This window comes from Bacillus sp. EB106-06-01-XG163, from assembly GCF_058791615.1.
In genome coordinates, this window is record NZ_JBYTDS010000015.1 from 67,306 (window position 1) to 84,458 (window position 17,153).

The 17,153-nt window shown below is 46.2% G+C and carries 15 protein-coding genes; 7 read left to right on the top strand and 8 right to left on the bottom strand.

The window, feature by feature from the left end:
• Positions 1-88: 88 nt before the first annotated feature.
• Genes AC3WTF_RS16390 through AC3WTF_RS16400 form a run of 3 tightly spaced genes read right to left on the bottom strand, consistent with a single transcriptional unit; the run spans position 89 to position 3,762 of the window.
• A complete protein-coding gene (locus AC3WTF_RS16390) occupies positions 89-1,222 on the bottom strand; it encodes a Ger(x)C family spore germination protein (RefSeq protein WP_038464326.1) in 1,134 nt (377 codons plus the stop codon).
• The gene (locus AC3WTF_RS16395) at positions 1,212-2,303 is read right to left on the bottom strand and encodes a GerAB/ArcD/ProY family transporter (protein WP_031379309.1); all 1,092 of its coding nucleotides are present in this window, start codon (positions 2,301-2,303) and stop codon (positions 1,212-1,214) included. Before AC3WTF_RS16395 ends, AC3WTF_RS16390 begins: the two co-directional genes overlap by 11 nt.
• Entirely contained in the window at positions 2,293-3,762 is a 1,470-nt protein-coding gene (locus AC3WTF_RS16400; protein WP_039063756.1) for a spore germination protein, read from the bottom strand. The genes AC3WTF_RS16395 and AC3WTF_RS16400 overlap by 11 nt, the downstream gene beginning before the upstream one ends.
• Positions 3,763-4,493: 731 nt before the next feature.
• Between AC3WTF_RS16400 and pgsB the strand changes: the two genes are divergently transcribed.
• From pgsB to AC3WTF_RS16425, 5 genes are all read left to right on the top strand, one after another.
• Positions 4,494-5,675 (top strand): poly-gamma-glutamate synthase PgsB, encoded by a 1,182-nt coding sequence (gene pgsB, locus AC3WTF_RS16405; RefSeq protein ID WP_003151337.1) that lies wholly within the window; start codon positions 4,494-4,496, stop codon positions 5,673-5,675.
• A 14-nt stretch (positions 5,676-5,689) separates the two neighbouring features.
• Positions 5,690-6,139 carry a poly-gamma-glutamate biosynthesis protein PgsC gene (pgsC, locus tag AC3WTF_RS16410; RefSeq protein WP_003151340.1) on the top strand — a complete coding sequence of 150 codons (450 nt, stop codon included), beginning with the start codon at positions 5,690-5,692 and terminating at the stop codon, positions 6,137-6,139.
• A gap of 18 nt (positions 6,140-6,157) precedes the next feature.
• Positions 6,158-7,306 carry a CapA family protein gene (locus AC3WTF_RS16415; RefSeq protein ID WP_017418784.1) on the top strand — a complete coding sequence of 383 codons (1,149 nt, stop codon included), beginning with the start codon at positions 6,158-6,160 and terminating at the stop codon, positions 7,304-7,306.
• Between the two features lie 7 nt (positions 7,307-7,313).
• Entirely contained in the window at positions 7,314-7,475 is a 162-nt protein-coding gene (gene edmS / locus AC3WTF_RS16420; RefSeq protein WP_003151344.1) for an extrachromosomal elements maintenance protein EdmS, read from the top strand.
• A gap of 150 nt (positions 7,476-7,625) precedes the next feature.
• Entirely contained in the window at positions 7,626-8,861 is a 1,236-nt protein-coding gene (locus tag AC3WTF_RS16425; RefSeq protein ID WP_047936260.1) for a C40 family peptidase, read from the top strand.
• Positions 8,862-8,899: 38 nt separating this feature from the next.
• On the opposite strand, the gene AC3WTF_RS16430 is transcribed toward AC3WTF_RS16425, so the two are convergent.
• The 3 genes from AC3WTF_RS16430 to AC3WTF_RS16440 all read right to left on the bottom strand — a co-directional run bounded on the left by AC3WTF_RS16430 (position 8,900) and on the right by AC3WTF_RS16440 (position 11,728).
• Complete coding sequence (locus AC3WTF_RS16430) at positions 8,900-9,625, bottom strand: sunset domain-containing protein (protein ID WP_047936259.1); 726 nt, start codon at positions 9,623-9,625, stop codon at positions 8,900-8,902.
• 105 nt (positions 9,626-9,730) lie between these two features.
• Positions 9,731-10,588, bottom strand: a complete 858-nt coding sequence (locus AC3WTF_RS16435) for a Cof-type HAD-IIB family hydrolase (protein ID WP_032867479.1) — start codon at positions 10,586-10,588, stop codon at positions 9,731-9,733.
• Between the two features lie 153 nt (positions 10,589-10,741).
• Positions 10,742-11,728, bottom strand: coding sequence for an LCP family protein (locus tag AC3WTF_RS16440; protein WP_007407510.1), 987 nt, complete (start codon positions 11,726-11,728; stop codon positions 10,742-10,744).
• 302 nt (positions 11,729-12,030) lie between these two features.
• On the opposite strand from AC3WTF_RS16440, the gene AC3WTF_RS16445 reads away from it, so the two are divergent.
• Positions 12,031-13,407: a sugar porter family MFS transporter gene (locus AC3WTF_RS16445; RefSeq protein WP_032867483.1), complete on the top strand. Its 1,377-nt coding sequence runs from the start codon at positions 12,031-12,033 to the stop codon at positions 13,405-13,407.
• Between the two features lie 92 nt (positions 13,408-13,499).
• On the top strand, positions 13,500-14,912 hold the full coding sequence (locus tag AC3WTF_RS16450) for a bifunctional glycosyltransferase family 2 protein/class I SAM-dependent methyltransferase (protein WP_007407508.1): 1,413 nt from the start codon (positions 13,500-13,502) through the stop codon (positions 14,910-14,912).
• 3 nt (positions 14,913-14,915) lie between these two features.
• Here the strand turns inward: AC3WTF_RS16450 and AC3WTF_RS16455 are convergent, their stop codons facing one another.
• A complete protein-coding gene (locus AC3WTF_RS16455; RefSeq protein WP_007407507.1) occupies positions 14,916-16,046 on the bottom strand; it encodes a Ger(x)C family spore germination protein in 1,131 nt (376 codons plus the stop codon).
• On the bottom strand, positions 16,043-17,149 hold the full coding sequence (locus tag AC3WTF_RS16460) for a GerAB/ArcD/ProY family transporter (protein WP_020954341.1): 1,107 nt from the start codon (positions 17,147-17,149) through the stop codon (positions 16,043-16,045). Before AC3WTF_RS16460 ends, AC3WTF_RS16455 begins: the two co-directional genes overlap by 4 nt.
• Positions 17,150-17,153 lie beyond the last annotated feature (4 nt).

The following is a 17,153-nucleotide window of genomic DNA, read 5'->3' on the forward strand; positions in this document are numbered from 1 at the left end:
ACTCCTCCTTCAACTATGTAACCGTTTACATAAAAAGAGTAACACGAATCATTTCGGTTGGCAACAAAAAAAGAGACCGGGGTCTCTTTTAGTTCACGATGCCGATTTGTGAGATATTCACTTTGATATCAGGGACGATCTCGATGGAAGGATAGACCTCACGCCAATTGAGCCGCTTGCCCCGCTCATAATAATGGGTTTGATATTTCCGGCCGATGCCGAGGATATCCGAGTTGTGCTCCTGAATATGGCTGATCACCGATCTGGCCTGGCTGTTCAAATTTGCTGAGGCTTGTTTGTTCATTTGGTCGATTGCCGTATAAGAATTCAGCTTGTCCTTTGGATATTCCAAGACGCGTGCATTCAGTTTTAAACGGATTTTCACTTTTATATGCTGCGGATCTGTATCTATAAATACAATCTTTCGCGTGGCATCCGTGATGCCGAGAGAAAGATAATTTTCAATATCCATTTTGTATTTGTCCCACAGCTTCAGATTAATATTAGCCGATTTATTAAATTGCCCGCTTAAAAGGGTCAGGAGGGTCGAATCCTGACCGAGCACCTCAGTCACTTTCCGCTGGCCGCTGAACAGGGCAGAACCCTCTACCTTTATCGTCTGTCCGTTAATCGATAAATAAGGAAGGGCGAAATCCTTATCAGCCGTCAGCATGCTTGAACGGATGGATTGCAAATTTTCCATGCTGATATTTGATTCCGCATTAGCGCTTGTTAATAAATTCGTTAAATACTTGCTGACGATCAATTTCTGCCGGACGATCAGCTTCAGCACTTCAATCGCCTCGCCGTCTTTTACAACCGCCGGATGAGCGAGAAGCGGGCTTTTCGGATCTCTGTAAAAGACATCGAGATAAGGAAAAAGCGGTTTTTCCGCCATTTTCTCACCGATTAATAAGACTCTTTGCTTGGACGTGTCAATGCGCTGATCGACAAGCTTATCCAATTGAAACCGCGCTTCACGGATGGTGTGCCCGGAAGCGCTGAGCACCGTCGTAATGAATGAGCCGCCCGTTTCCTGTTCCGCCTGGGAGGACTGAACCTTCCGATAGGTGATGCCGATTTTATTTTTACCGTCATGATCAACATCAAGGCTTGCGGTCAGCACGAGAGAAATATCTTTCAGCAAATTTTGATCCCAGCAGCCCGCAAGTGTCAGGCTTGCGCACATGAGACTGATAAGAACCGCTTTTTTAATGCGCATGGCGGACACCCTTTTTACGTACAAGGACAATCAATACCATAAACAACGGAAACAAATACACAAACACAATATCGGAAATGCGGAAAAACTGATCCAGCTGCTGTATCGTTTTATCTGTGCTTGTGGCCCAAATAGACAGAAGGAAGACGAGCAGGGCCAGCGGATAAACAAACCGGCTGTGATCTTTTTGATTGAACAGCTTGGCAATGCCGGTGCTTGCCAAGTAAAACACGTTGGCCAGCGTTGAAAAGACGGTCACGAACCAAAACGTCAAAAAGAGCAGATCCGTCCGTTCGATAATTCTGAATGAAACGGTTTTTAACAGGTACAGCACAGGCTCCGGGATCATTTTTATTTCTTCGGGGCTGATTGTGACAAAGCAAGTAAGGGTGATATACAGATAATAAAGGATAATCAAGATGTTTGAAATCGTCAGTATTTTGTAGCGCTGGCTGACGGTGCAGTTGATTAGGGGCCCGATCACGAGCGCCGCCTGAAAGCCGGTAATGCTGACAAGTGTTTGCTGCACCCCGGTAAGCATGTCTTTTGCGGTTCCGTGAAAAATCGGCATAATGTATGTGATATCGGCTTTTCCCAGCGTGTATAAAAGCGGCAGAGAGATCAGCAGCAAAAACGGCGTTAAAATAAAGCTGAACCTGGCGATCGCATTCAGCGGAGCCTGGGCGATATAGACAGAACCGAGGATCAGCATTAAGCTGATCACCCAATTCGGAGTCTGAGGGAGCACCCAGATATCCAATATCCGTGTAAATACAGAAAGAATGAGCGTGCAGAGAAACGCGAAATATAAAATATACAGCACCTGCACCCCTTTGCCGGCAAGTGTTCCGAACACCTCCTCCAGCATTTCGTACAGGTTCAGCTTCGGAAACCGGTGAAATAATATCATATACAGGCTGAATGTAAGCTGGACGAGCAATCCGGTAAGCAGAATGGAAATCCATCCGCTGCTTCCCGATTTCATCATCAGTAAATGGGGCAGCGCCAAAATGCCGATGCTGATCTGCGTCTGATTAATGAAAAACACGCCTTGAAGCCGGCTTATTTTTTTAGGCTTCATCTTTTCTCCACCCCCGAACATGTTTCATCTGCTTTGAGTCTTGCGGTCTCAAATAAAAAGGCCTTCTTTTAATAAACCAAGCCGGCAGCCGGATAAATGCATCCTTCAAGTCGCTGAAATGAAACGGCGTCAGAGATGATAAATAAGGGACGCCGAGTGATTCAAGCTTGCACAGGTTCATCAGAATAAGCCCGAAGCCGAGTGCAATGCCGATAAAACCGAACGAGGATGCCAGAAACATAAGCGGAAATCTGAGCGTTCGGATGGACGTGCTCATTTCATATGAAGGAAGCACAAAAGAAGAAACAGCCGTAACGGCTACGACGATAATCATCATATTAGAAATGAGTCCCGCCTGAACGACTGCGTCACCGATCACGAGACCGCCGACAATGCCGATCGTCTGACTGATCGGTCTCGGCAGCCTGATACCGGCTTCGCGGATCAGTTCAATCGTAATTTCCATAAGCATGGCTTCTATCAGCGGGGGAAAGGGAATATCAACAATCGAATTTTTCATGGTGATAATCAGATCGTTGGGAATGACTTCAAAATGAAACGCAATCAGCGCGATATAAAAAGCGGGCAGCGTAATCGCGATCATAAAGGCGAAAAATCTCAGCACTCTTAAAAAACTGGCGGAAATCCATCTCGTGCTGTAGTCATCCGGAGATTGAAAAAAGGAAAAGAATGTGATCGGCGCAATCAAAGCCGACGGACTCCCGTCCATCATGATCAGTACACAGCCTTCCATCACGCATGCTTTTGCTTTATCCGGCCGTTCCGTATGAATGATCTGCGGAAAAATGGAAAACGAATTATCTTCTATTGATTCCTCGATAATCCCGGGCGCAAGCACGCTGTCTATACGCAAGTATGACAGGCGCCGCTTCACTTCCTCCACAATCTCCGGATTGGCGATATTCTCAACAAAGATAACCGCAACTTTTGATTTGGCTCTTTCCCCGATATCCATATAATGAACGGAGAGATGGCGGTCCTGTATGTGAAACCGCAGCTGATGAATGTTCGTTTCCAAACTTTCCACAAACCCGTCATGGGCGCCGCGGACGATACTTTCAGATTCGGGTTCCATAATGGAACGCAGCGGATTCTGGCCGACGGAAAACAGCTTCGCTTTCCTCGATGCATCGCTGAGAAAAACAACCTGTCCTGCCAAAATCCCGTCAATGAGTTTTCTGATTTCATCCGTTTCCGCACTGCTGACGGCATTCATCGTTTCCTCAAGCGGGCCGTTCTGCAGGGTGTCGCTTAACAGAAACTCATTCAGCTTCTGTTCTTCTATCATCTGTTCAATATAAAAGAAAGCGGTATGACGGTCCTGCAGTTTGATCCTTCGTATTTTAAAATCACCGCAAACACACATCAGCTCCTGCATTTCCCGTACAGCCGATTCAAAATCGCCGGGAATCCGTTTGTTTTGTTTATCCGCAGACATCAGACCGCCTCCTTTCCTGGTTATCTGTAGTTTTCAGCGGGTATTCCTTTTTTATGCATTTTATAAAATAGAGGAGTTCCTCGATGTTTTACCAAGAACTTCACAATTATGGATGAATATTTCTTGAACGAATATAAAGATTTATTAAAATTATTTCAAAAGAGTGATAAACGTCCTGTAAATGGTTTAAAAGGAGAAAGGCTTTCCGCATATAAAATGTGTATTTCTTGTAAACACTCCGGACCCGTCTTTTTCTGTCATGTATCAGTCATTCCGCTAGTTATTTTGGAATGGGACTGAAAGCAGGATACGGGGGAAAAATGAATGACTTTAAGACCTTATCCTTAACAAAACAGGCAGTCTGCACACAGCGGACAGAGAGTCCCAAAACGTATGCGCAGTGCGAAAACCGCTGATACAAACGGGCTGGAAAAGATGGATTATCATTACATCTTTTTCTTCCGGAACGCGAATAGTTCCATTGGTCCAAATGAATTTCTGCGCGAAAATGTAAACGCATTCATTTTTCTTTTGAAAAATTGAAGTAAGGTTGAAGTCCTGCCTATTCCCAAAAAAAGCAATTCGATAATAGGAAGAATAGCGTCACTAATAGAGAAGTTTGGCTCAGTGAAAGCGGGAAGATTATGTTACATAATGCCGATTGAGAATTCATAGTGAAGCTATATACTGATGAATGAATTTATCAATACAGAAGGAGATGTCAAAAATCAATGTGGTTACTCATTATAGCCTGTGCTGCCGTACTAATCATCGGAATCATTGAAAAAAGGCGGCATCAGAAGAATATCGATGCTCTGCCAGTACGCGTCAATATTAATGGTATCCGCGGAAAGTCAACCGTAACGAGGCTGACGACCGGAATACTGATGGAGGCGGGCTACAAAACAGTCGGAAAAACGACGGGAACAGATGCAAGGATGATCTATTGGGATACACCTGAGGAGAAACCGATCAAACGGAAACCGCAGGGCCCGAATATCGGCGAGCAAAAAGAAGTAATGAAGGAAACCGTAGAACGGGGCGCCAATGCCATTGTCAGTGAATGTATGGCGGTAAACCCGGATTATCAGATTATCTTTCAGGAAGAACTCCTTCAAGCCAACATCGGCGTCATCGTGAATGTGCTTGAAGACCATATGGACGTCATGGGGCCGACGCTTGATGAAATCGCTGAAGCATTTACCGCGACGATACCGTATAACGGTCACCTTGTCATTACAGACAGTGAATACACAGACTTCTTTAAAGAAAAAGCCGCAGAGCGGAATACCGAGGTCATTATTGCGGATAACTCTAAAATTACAGATGAATACCTTCGAAAATTTGAATATATGGTCTTTCCTGATAACGCTTCCCTTGCGCTCGGCGTTGCCCAGGCTCTTGGGATAGATGAAGAAACGGCGTTTAAAGGAATGCTGAATGCGCCGCCTGATCCTGGCGCCATGAGAATCCTGCCGCTGCTCAGCACGAAGGAGCCCGGTCATTTCGTAAACGGCTTTGCCGCAAATGATGCATCTTCTACTTTAAATATATGGAAACGTGTAAAGGAAATCGGCTACCCGACAGATGAACCGATCGTTATCATGAACTGCCGCGCCGACCGTGTGGACAGAACGATTCAGTTCGCAAACGACGTGCTTCCGTACATTAAAACGAAGGAACTCATACTCATCGGCGAGACGACAGAACCGATCGTCAGAGCTTATGAAGAAGGCAAGATTCCTGCCGATACATTGCACGACCTGGAATATAAATCAACAGACGAAATCATGGACGTGCTGAAAACAAGAATGCAAAACCGTGTCATATATGGCGTCGGCAATATCCACGGTTCAGCGGAACCATTAATTGAAAAAATTCAAGAGTATAAGGTGAAACAGCTCGTTAGCTAGGAGGAAAAGGATAAATGTTCGGATCAGATTTATATATCTCACTTATTTTAGGCGTGTTAATCAGTTTAATTTTCGCGGAAAAAACAGGTATCGTACCTGCCGGTTTAGTCGTGCCGGGTTATTTAGGGCTCGTTTTTAACCAGCCGGTCTTTATTTTACTCGTATTGTTAGTGAGTCTTCTTACATACGTGATCGTCAAATACGGTTTATCCAGATTTATGATTTTGTACGGACGCAGAAAATTCGCAGCTATGCTGATAACGGGAATCTGCTTAAAAATCGCCCTTGATTTCCTTTACCCGATCGTACCGTTTGAGATATCAGAATTCCGAGGAATCGGTATCATCGTACCGGGTCTGATCGCCAATACCATTCAGAAACAGGGATTAACGATTACATTTGCCAGCACGCTGTTCTTAAGCGGCGCAACTTTTGCCATTATGTTTGCTTACTACTTAATCTAATGTAAGGTGTGTCAAACGATGAAAAAACAATTAAGCTTTCAAGAAAAACTGCTGAAGCTGACCAAACAGCAGAAAAAGAAGACCAATCTTCACGTTTTTATCGCGCTGCCGATCGTCTTTTGCCTGATGTTCGTCTGCATCCTGACAGGGAAGGCGGAAACGCCGAGTGTGAAAAGAAATGCCGATGACCTTGTATCAGCCTCATTCGTCGGAGATATTATGATGGGCCGGAATGTCGAGAAAGTGACAAAGCATAAAGGCACGGAGAGTGTCTTCCGTTACGCAAAGCCATTCTTCGAAGCATCCGACTATGTGTCGGGGAACTTTGAAAACCCGGTTACATATAAAAAGAACTACAAAGAAGCAGAAAAAAATATCCACCTTCAGTCAAACAAAGATGCCGTAAAAGTATTGAAGGACATGAATTTCACCGTTCTCACGGCAGCCAACAACCATGCGATGGATTACGGCCCGCAGGGAATGCGGGATACGGTTGAAGAGTTTTCAAAGCAAAATCTTGAACTTGTCGGCGCCGGCCTCACGCTGAAGGAAGCCGAGCAGAACATTTCTTATCAAGATGTAAACGGAATCAAAATCGCAACACTGGGTTTCACTGATGTTTCCGGAAAAGGCTTTGCAGCTAAACGAAATGCGCCGGGTGTGCTTCCGGCCGATCCAGAGCTGTTTATTCCGATGATTTCTAAAGCCAAAAAGAAAGCCGATCTTGTCATTGTTCAAACACACTGGGGACAGGAATACGATAATGATCCGAATGACAGACAGCGCCAATTGGCAAGAGCAATGTCAGATGCCGGAGCGGATATTATCGTCGGACACCATCCGCACGTGCTAGAACCGATCGAAATGTACCACGGCACTGTTATTTTCTACAGCCTGGGCAACTTCGTATTCGACCAGGGGTGGACAAGAACGAGAGACACGGCGCTTGTTCAATATCATCTGCAGAAAAACGGCACGGGACGCTTTGAAGTCACGCCGATGAATATTCATGAAGCAACGCCTGCACCGGTTAAAAAAGGCAGCATCAATCATAAAACAATCGTACGTGAACTGACGAAAGAATCGAATTTCAAGTGGAGCGTCAAGGATGGAAAATTAACGTTTGATGTGGATCACAGCGATATCTTAAAAAAGAAAGCGGAGTGAAAAACAAATGAAAATCATTAAAGCGGGATGGCCGTTTGCCGCGATCATTATGGTATTTATGTTTATGTCAGCGTTTAAATACAATGATCAGCTCACAGATCAGGAAAAACAAAAAATTGACACGGAAATGCAAAAAATTCAGCAAGAGGACACAGCGGGCGCAAAATAAGCGCTTGATTCCGCTTGCCAGTATATTGTTTGTTCCGAATCCAGTAAAGAATGCCCATAACGGGCATTCTTTTTTTGTGTGCTCTCCTAAACATTTGTTAAAAGTTACCGATGTAAAAACTACTAAAAATGAGGAGAGTGAATAGAAAACATGCTCACAAGCTGGAGGAAGTACATCCTTGCCGGCCTTATGATTTGTCTTGTGGCACCCGCAGTAACGAGAACGGAAATTGCTGAAGCGGATTCTCAAGTTTCTGTCCTGATGGTTTCAGACGCGCAAAAACTTGTCGGAAATAAATATGTTTACGGAGGCGAAGAGCCTGAGGACGGTTTTGACCCGTCCGGATTGATGCATTATCTTTTCACCAGGCAGAACATCCATCTGCCGAGAACGGTCAGTGATCAATGGAAGATTGGAACCGCCGTCAAAGAAAATGACCTTTTACCGGGAGATCTTGTGTTTTTCAAAAAGTCGGATTCAACACAAAACGCGCCCGTCCATGACGGTCTTTATATCGGAAACGGAGAGATGATACACAGTTCTCCGTCAGAAGGCGTAACCGTCACACGGTTTCAAAAAAGCAGTTATTGGATGAATTTATATCTTGGCGCAAAGCGGATGACAAAAGATCCGGAACTGGCTGATGACCCGATCGTTCAGGAGGCAGCCCGTTACCTCGACATTCCGTATGTATTCGGCGGAAGCACGCCCGAGGCGGGATTCGACTGTTCGGGGCTGGTCCAATATGTTTTTGAAAACAAGCTTCACATTTACCTGCCGAGATCTGCGGAACAGCAGTGGCTGGTCGGTGAGAAAATCAAACTGAGCGGCATAAAGCCCGGGGACGTGATTTATTTCAGCGACACGTATAAAAAAGGAATTTCCCATGCGGGCATTTATGCGGGAGAGGGAAGGTTCATCCAAGCGAGCCGCTCCGCAAAAGTCACCATTTCTTACTTGTCGGAAGATTACTGGAAAAAACATTTTACAGGGGTGCGCCGATTCAGCAATTTAGCCATTTCTAAAGAAAATCCCGTTGTGTCCACAGCGGCCGATCATATCGGAATTTCTTATCTGAAAGGCGGCGTTTCACCGGAAACCGGCTTTGATACGGCGGGATTTGTTCAATACATCTATCAAAAAGCGAAAGGAATCAGCCTGCCGCGTTATGCGGACAAGCAGATGCAGGCGGGCGTTCCGGTCGATAAACAAGATCTGAAGCCCGGCGATCTGGTCTTCTTTAAAGCGGAAAGCCTGAATCCGGCCATTTATATCGGGAACGGACAAGTGATTCATGTCACCGTGTCCGCAGGCGTTACCATAACAAATATGAACACAAGCGCTTATTGGAAGGACAAATATGCGGGCGGCATCCGGCTTCCGTAAAAAAAGACGTCAGAGAGTGTCTCTGACGTCTTTTTCTTTTACCGTTTCGGCGCTCTGTATCCGGCCGCTACCGCATCCTCTACGGAACAGAACATTTCCGCGGGATCTGTCGTCCGGTCGTAGTATGTACTTCCCGGCGTGTGATAAATGCCGTTCCGGCTGCCTTTAATGTCGCATCCCTGTGAGGTGCCGGCTGCTTTCGTTTCGGCATGTCCGCCGGAGGAAGGGGCGTTGTTTTGCGCCGTTTCCGCGTTTTCGGATGTTTTTGTTTCTGCTTTCTGCCGCTTTAAAGTTTTATTTTCTGACTGAAGCGTTTCAGCGGTCTTTTCAAGCTTCTTTTGTGAATTTTTTAATTTCTCATTGTCTTGTTTGAGTGATTTGTTTGTTTTTTTCAGCTCGCTTATCTCTTGGCTGAGTTTGCTGAGTTTTTCTTCATTGCCGGCTTCGGCTTCGGATTTCTCCTTTTCGGCCGCGGCACTGATGCTTTCATATTTTTTCTCAAGCGCCTGGTGTTCCTTCGTCAATTTTTGATAAGCGGTATCAAGGGTGCTGTATTTCTCCTCTGCCTTCACGGCCGAGGCGTCCGGCTCTGCGAGGGAGGCGCCGGTCAGAAGCAGGATAAATCCGCCGGTGAGAAGGGGCCAAAACAGCTTTTTTGAAAAATGTTTTTCTTTTTTTGCCGCTTTGCATATGAGATGGAAAATTCCGTATCCGACTGCGCAGAGAAAAGCTAAACATCCTATAATAGCGATTGCATTCGACATCATGAAACTCCTTTTTTCTTTATCTTACAATTTATTTTCATTTTTGGGAATTTGTTTTTTGGGAAACGTGAAAAGCCAGGCCGTGAAAGACCTGGCTTTTTCCTTTTATTGATCGTTGTCGAGAAGCCGGTTGATGAAATATGCGACGCCGTTTTCATCGTTGCTTTTTGTAATATACGTGCTTTTTTCCTTCAGTTCATCAATCGCATTGCCCATGGCGATGCGGTTTCCCGCCGCTTCAAACATGGAGAAATCATTCGGGCTGTCGCCGATGGCGTAAATATCCTGTTTTTCAATTCCGTACAGTGAGGCAAGCTCCGTCAGAGCACGTCCCTTTCCGGAACCGGCAGGGAGGATTTCGATAATGTGTTTTCCGGAAGATGTCTGGGATAATTTCGTATGATGTGTAATTTCTTCTTTGGCGTTTCTCAGTTTTTCCATATCAAAAGAGAAACAAAGAAGCTTGTAAACATGTTCGTCTCCGTTAAAAATCGCCTGTATATCCTGTACGGGTTTAATGCCGAATTGTTTGAACTGCGTCTTTGCGCCCTCCCATAATGTCTGAATATCTTCCTTGGGATTGGCGCTTTTCAGAATATCCAGTTCTGCCTGCAGTTTGGACTCGCCGTCAAATGGGGACAGCAGATGATCATCTGTATAGACCTCAAAGTAAATGTCTTTGTCCGTTAAATAAGCGGCTATATCCTTCCCGGCCTGCTGATCCATTAAGAGCCGGCTGACGAGGCGGTATCCTTTGTCATGGACTGTCCCGCCGTTTGCCGCAATGATCGGAATATCCAAATCCTTCAAGAGCGCTTTTACATCAAACGTGGCTCTGCCTGTGCAGATGGCCACGAGAATGCCCGCTTCATCCGCTCTTTGTAAAGCCGCTCTGTTTTCCGGAGAAATCACACTGTCCGAGTTCAGTAATGTGCCGTCTAAGTCAATGGCTATCAATTTCATATGTATGGATGCCCTCCTTAAAAATAAAGCTGCTTCATGTAGTATGTTCAGCTTTGTGCGAAATCAGCAGAAAGCCGTCAGTTAAAGGCTATACCTTCATGTCCTTTTTTTCAACAGAAAAACGGCGGGATTTGCTAATCCCGCCGTGACGTCTTACGCGTTTAGATCATTTTTTAATTTTGTTTTTACTTCTTGAAGGTTTTCCTCATTCAGCTTGAAGTAATAAATATTTTTGCCGTACTGAGGAGTGTAAATATAGCTGTCTGAACCTGTCAGCTGCAAAGAATCCACCGATTTCAGCGATGTGATAAACGGGAACAGACCGATGGCGTCATTAAGAGATAAGTTCATTTTTAAGTTTTTCCCTAAGCTGTCGACGATATCGTCATAAGATGGGATCGAGCTTAACGATTTAGATTTTTTAATAATGGCGCTCAGCACTTCCATCTGTCTTTGTCCGCGCATCAGATCGGTGTCCGCTTTGCGTGTTCTTACATAAGCCAGTGCCTGCTCACCGTCAAGCGTCTGGACGCCCGGCTTCAGCACGACTTTTCCTTTTGTATCGACTTTAATACGATCGGCAATTTTCTGGCTTTTCACATTTACCGTAACGCCGTTCAACTCATTGACGACATCGCGGAACGCGTCGAAGTTGCTCTCAACCACATAATCTACCGGAATATCAAGCATGTTTTCTACTGTTTTATAAGTTAAATTATAACCGCCGTAAGCATGTGCGTGCGCGAATTTGTCATAGCCGTGTCCCGGGATGTTGACATAGGAATCCCGCGGAATGCTGAGCATCGTCGCTGTTTTCTTTTTCCGGTTGAAGGTGACGAGCACGTTGGCGTCACTTCTTGCGTCATCTACTGATTCGCCCTTATTGTCACGGGCGTCTATTCCTAAAAGCAATACGGTGAAAGAATCCTTCTTCGGGTCAAATTCTTTGATCCGTTTTACGGACTGGTCGCCGCGGTCAAGGCTGACGTGCGCTTCTTTGGTCGCATTATTCAATTTCACAAATGCGTAGGTGCCGACGGAACCGGCGATCACCAATAAGAAAGCGGCGAATACCAGTACAAATTTCACCCATTTTCTGAGGCGTCTTTTCTTTTTTCTGCGTTGAGATCGTTCTTCCATATCATTACCTCTCGTTTCTATTCTTTGTGAAGCGTACCATAATTGTTGACTTGGAGCAACTCTGCAAATGAGAAAATTCCAAATCTTTCTCTCTATTTCGACAACATCTACTGTTATTTTTGCATCAGGTTCACATTATATTGGACGGCAGGAAGCGGGAAATGTTTCGTCGCTTTGTAAAAAATAATTAGTAAAATAATGGATATTAACGGTGCGGAAGGTTTGAAACGGACGGAAACAGGCAAAAGAAGCAGTAGAACAATTCCGCGCGGATACAGCGTTGGATGAAGGGAGTCTATAACATGAAAAGCATACACTCGAATAAATGGCTCTATTTTTTCGGCGCACTCGGCGGCGCGTTATACGGATATGATACCGGAGTCATTTCCGGAGCTATTTTATTTATGAAAAAAGAACTGGGACTGAACGCCTTTACAGAAGGCCTCGTCGTCAGTTCGTTATTGGCGGGGGCGATTCTCGGATCGGGATTCGCCGGCAAACTGACCGACCGGTTCGGCAGGCGGAAGGCCATCATGGGAGCGGCGCTGCTGTTTTGTATAGGCGGTTTAGGAGTCGCTTTTGCCCCGAATACAGAGGTGATGGTTCTTTTCCGGATCATTCTCGGACTGGCTGTCGGAACATCTACAACGATCGTTCCGCTCTATTTATCGGAGCTGGCTCCGAAGCATAAACGAGGGGCGCTTTCTTCGCTGAATCAGCTGATGATTACGGTCGGAATCCTCGTTTCTTATATCGTGAACTATATATTTGCCGATGCAGGCGCTTGGCGCTGGATGCTTGGACTTGCGGTTGTGCCGTCAGTCATTCTGCTGATCGGAATCTTATTTATGCCGGAAAGCCCGCGCTGGCTGTTTACGATCGGCAAAGAAAAGAAAGCAAGAGAAATCCTTTCATCATTGCGGGGAACGAAGAATATTGATGATGAGATTGATCAGATGAAAGAAGCGGAAAAGGAAAACGAAGGCGGCTTGAAAGAATTGTTTGAGCCGTGGGTGAGACCCGCGCTGATTGCCGGCCTCGGACTTGCCTTTTTGCAGCAATTCATCGGGACAAATACAATTATTTATTACGCCCCTAAAACATTTACCAGTGTGGGGTTCGGCAATTCCGCGTCTATATTGGGAACGGTCGGAATCGGCGCCGTCAATGTCATCATGACGCTTGCGGCTATTAAAGTCATTGATAAAATTGGCCGGAAGCCGCTGCTGCTGGCCGGAAATGCGGGCATGGTCATCAGTCTGCTCGTATTGGCCGCGGTCAATCTTTTCTTTGAACATTCAGCAGCCGCATCATGGACAACGGTGATTTGTTTAGGCCTGTTTATCATTGTATTTGCGGTCAGCTGGGGGCCTGCTGTGTGGGTCATGCTTCCTGAATTATTCCCGCTGCATGTCCGGGGTATCGGGACGGGTGTCTCCACTTTAATGCTGCATGCCGGAACATTGATTGTCTCATTAACCTATCCGATGTTAATGGAAGCAGTCGGCATCAGCTATTTATTTCTCATTTATGCCGCGATCGGGATACTGGCATTCCTGTTCGTCCGGTTTAAAGTGACCGAGACGAAGGGGAAAAGCCTTGAAGAAATTGAGCAGGATCTGAAAAGCCGTAACGGAGGCTCGGGATCAGAATCAAATCGGCGGACAGTTCATCCGTAATATTCAGTTTTAGGGGGCGGTTATTCACCGGCCCCTAAAAACGGATGCCGTGCGGGCGCCCGGTCACATAAATGACGGGGATATGTCATACGTTGTATAAAGTCACGATAAAGGCGGGGATGCCGGTGAAAACGAGTATTATTATCCTTACATATAATGAACTTGAGCTGACGAAAAAATGTCTGGCCAGCATTGAACGATACACCGACAAAGATAAGATTGAACTGATTATAGTTGACAACGGTTCCTCAGACGGAACGAGAGAATACATATCAAATCTGCCTGACGTCAAAGTCATCCTAAATGAAAAAAACCTCGGGTTCGCCAAGGGGTGCAACCAGGGAATCGAAGCGGCAGGGGGAGAAAATCTGCTGTTTCTGAACAACGATACGATGGTCACGAAAAATTGGCTCACCTCCATGCTGAGGGTGCTGTATCAATCTGAAAAAACCGGTATGGTCGGGCCCGTCAGCAACTATGTCAGCGGCGCGCAAATGATCCACGACGCGTATCAATCGCTTGATGAGCTGGAGCCATTCGCGGAGGCATATTGCGCACGGGAAAAGCATCATACAAAGCGGGTGCTGCGCCTTGTCGGTTTCTGTCTTCTGGTGAAAAGAAGCGTCATTGAAGACATCGGCCCGTTCGATGAACAATTCGGATACGGTTCTTTTGAAGATGATGACCTATGTCTGCGCGCCCTGCAAAAAGGCTACAGCCTGCACATCGCCCTCGATGCCTTTGTGCATCACCACGGGCACGCGACGTTTACGGCTAATCAGGATATCAATATCAATCAGTTATATTCGGAGAACCGCCAGCGTTTTACGGAAAAATGGGGCACTGATTTTACGTACTTTACTCATCCGAGACCGGAAATTGCGGAGCTCGTTCCCCGGGAGGCGAAACGGATACTTGATGTCGGCTGCGGCGCGGGGGCTACGGGGCTGGAACTTCAAAACAGACAGCCTTGCGAACTGTACGGAATAGAACTGCACCCGCTGGCGGCGCAAGCGGCAAAAGGACACTATGAAGCGGTTCTGCAGGAAGATGTCGAAGAAGTGAAGCTGCCTTATCCGGAGGGTTTTTTTGATTGCATCATTTTCGCCGACATCCTTGAGCACTTAAAAGACCCGTGGCGCGTCATTGAAACGTACTCATCCTATTTGTCGCCTGCCGGATCAATCGTTTGCAGCATTCCGAATATTTCCCACGCCGAAGCGCTGTTTCCGCTTCTGCTCGGTGACTGGACATACAGAGACGCCGGCATTCTCGACCGCACCCACTTACGGTTTTTTACGCCGCAGACGGTGCGCACGCTCTTTCCGGAAGAGACATTTGCTGTGAAAAAGCAGTCCTATACGTATGTTCACGTGGATGAGCGGGTGCAGCTGTTTTTACAGGAAATCACACGAATGGCGCAATCGATGCAATTTCCGGTGATACAGCTGCCCGAACAAAGCCGGATTTATCAGATTCTCCTCCGTGTCGAAAAAACAGGCTGAAGGCTACCGTCCCATCGTTCCGAAGTTGGTAATCTGAATGGAAACATCATAGTCAAAGGCCGCTTCGGAGAAGGTCTCATCCCAATGATGCTTTACTTTCTTCCAATAGTCGGGATATTGAATGCGGACTCTGTCAGAAAAGAATACAGGGTCCGTTTCATATTGATTCTGCAGCTTATCGATGACTTCTTTCACATCGCTTTTCAGTTTTTTTTCGAAAATCTTTTCCAGCCCGTTTAAATAGTGCTGATCGAATGAATCTTCTCCGGCATATTGGTCCTCTGACAAAAGTCCTTTTGTTTTTACCGCTACATGAAATGACAGCTTCCCGTTTTTCAGCCTGGGAGTGATGGCGGATGTTGATTTTTTGATCTCGAAGGTAATCGGGTGCCCCCCTTTATCCAAAGCGGGCAGCACGCCGCCCCGTATCGTCCCCATCAGCCAATTCAGGCTCTGTATTTCGTATGATGACAGAAAGCCCGCCAATCTGTTTTGTTTTGCGTTTTTGATAATGGCCGCTCCGTCATACACCGTTTTTCCTTTTTGATTGCTGACGGCCTGAATGAGAAAACTGAGTTTATTATGGCAGTAAATCGAAGCTCTCCCGATTCGGAGCGGTTTTAAAATCTTCCCGTTGTAGCCGCCGTTGTTCGTAAGGTCGATCAGCTTTTCCGCGGCCATGGGCTGCTGCTGATTCGGCGTCGGCTCCGTCAGAATATCGGACGCTTTTCCTCTTGCCGCGAAGAGATAGCTGCTCCGCCTTAATTCATCATCGCGGATAAAATGATTCATCATCTGCAGTATATTTTGGTCGGCCAGCAATTTGTCGCTGAATATCAGCACTTTTAAATGATCGCTGTAAACAGGCGGATCTTTTAAAGAGACTTCACTGACGGCTTCAAGAATGGTATCCCCCCGCGTCGTCACATTGACAAACACGGGCCGGCCGGAAGCCTGGCTGTTTTCACTTTGGGGCAGCAGGTTTTGATAGGTTAATTTATATCGGCGGTCACTCGTCTCGTCTATCGCCAGTCCCCGGGCGAAAGATAGCTTTTCGACTTCCTTCGCGTCCCAGCATCCTGAAAGCGTCATCAGTATGAAAAGCGCCGCCGTCCATTTTATGAAAAGTGTCATGACGTCTGTTTCCTCCCGGCTATTTTTTTCATCCAGCTGACAAACCAGATGAGAAAAGGAATCATAATGACGGCAAAAAACGTATACCCGAGAATATTCGCGAATGCAAACACACTGTTGATATCATCGGGGTACATTGAAAGGCCGAATGTCACTGCCAATAAGCCTCCCAGCAGCCAGGCATTGTTTTTATTTTTCAGTTTGAAAATGGTGTTTAATCCGAGATGCGCCCCTTTAAAAGAACCGAGCATACAGGTGAACTGCTGGCATGTCCACGTAATTAAAAGAAAGATATCAAACCGCTCTATGAAAATGCCCCGGATTTCCAAGGCATGAATCAGGGAAATGGTCGGATACGTCACCGTTTTGGCTTCAGCGACCGACATACAGCCGATGACGACAAGCAGCGTAAAGCTGTAAAAAATGCTCGCGCCTGCGATGCCGAAGACAGCCGCCTTTTTCGCCTGCTTCGGGTTTTTCATAAACGGCACCAGATAAAGAATCACCTCAAGTCCCGAAAAATACAGAAGGGTCCGCGGAAACAGCTCAAAAAAGCTTTTGTAGCCTCCTTCCATGACCGGGCGGACGAAATCCAGCTTAAAAAGTCTCAAACTGAATATGAGCAGCGTAATCAGAATGACGATCGCAATCGGAAACAGATAGGCATAAAGCTTTGAAATGGGATAGACCCCGCCGGTCACATGGTAAATGCCGACCGCCAGAAAGATGAATATGACGACACCCATCGGCGTATTTTTCAGTAAAAAGTAATTGATGACTTCACCGAGAAAACGGGCTTGAAAACAGACGGTGACGACAAAATAACAGCTGATGAATAAATTCAAAAGAGAACCGATAGCGCGGCCCATGATGCTTTGATTCAGCTCATAAATGGTTTCCCCGCTGTTTTTCTGCAAAAACGGCATAAAGAGCAGGACGATGCCGATAAACACGACACTCTGCACAAGAATAATGATCCATCCGCTCGGACTGTCCGCTGTTGCGGCGGAGCGCGGCAGTGTTAACACGCCCGCTCCGATCATTGTTCCGCTTACCATGAGAAGTGTCTGCATAAACGACAGCTTGTCTTCCGGTTTTTTCATGGGG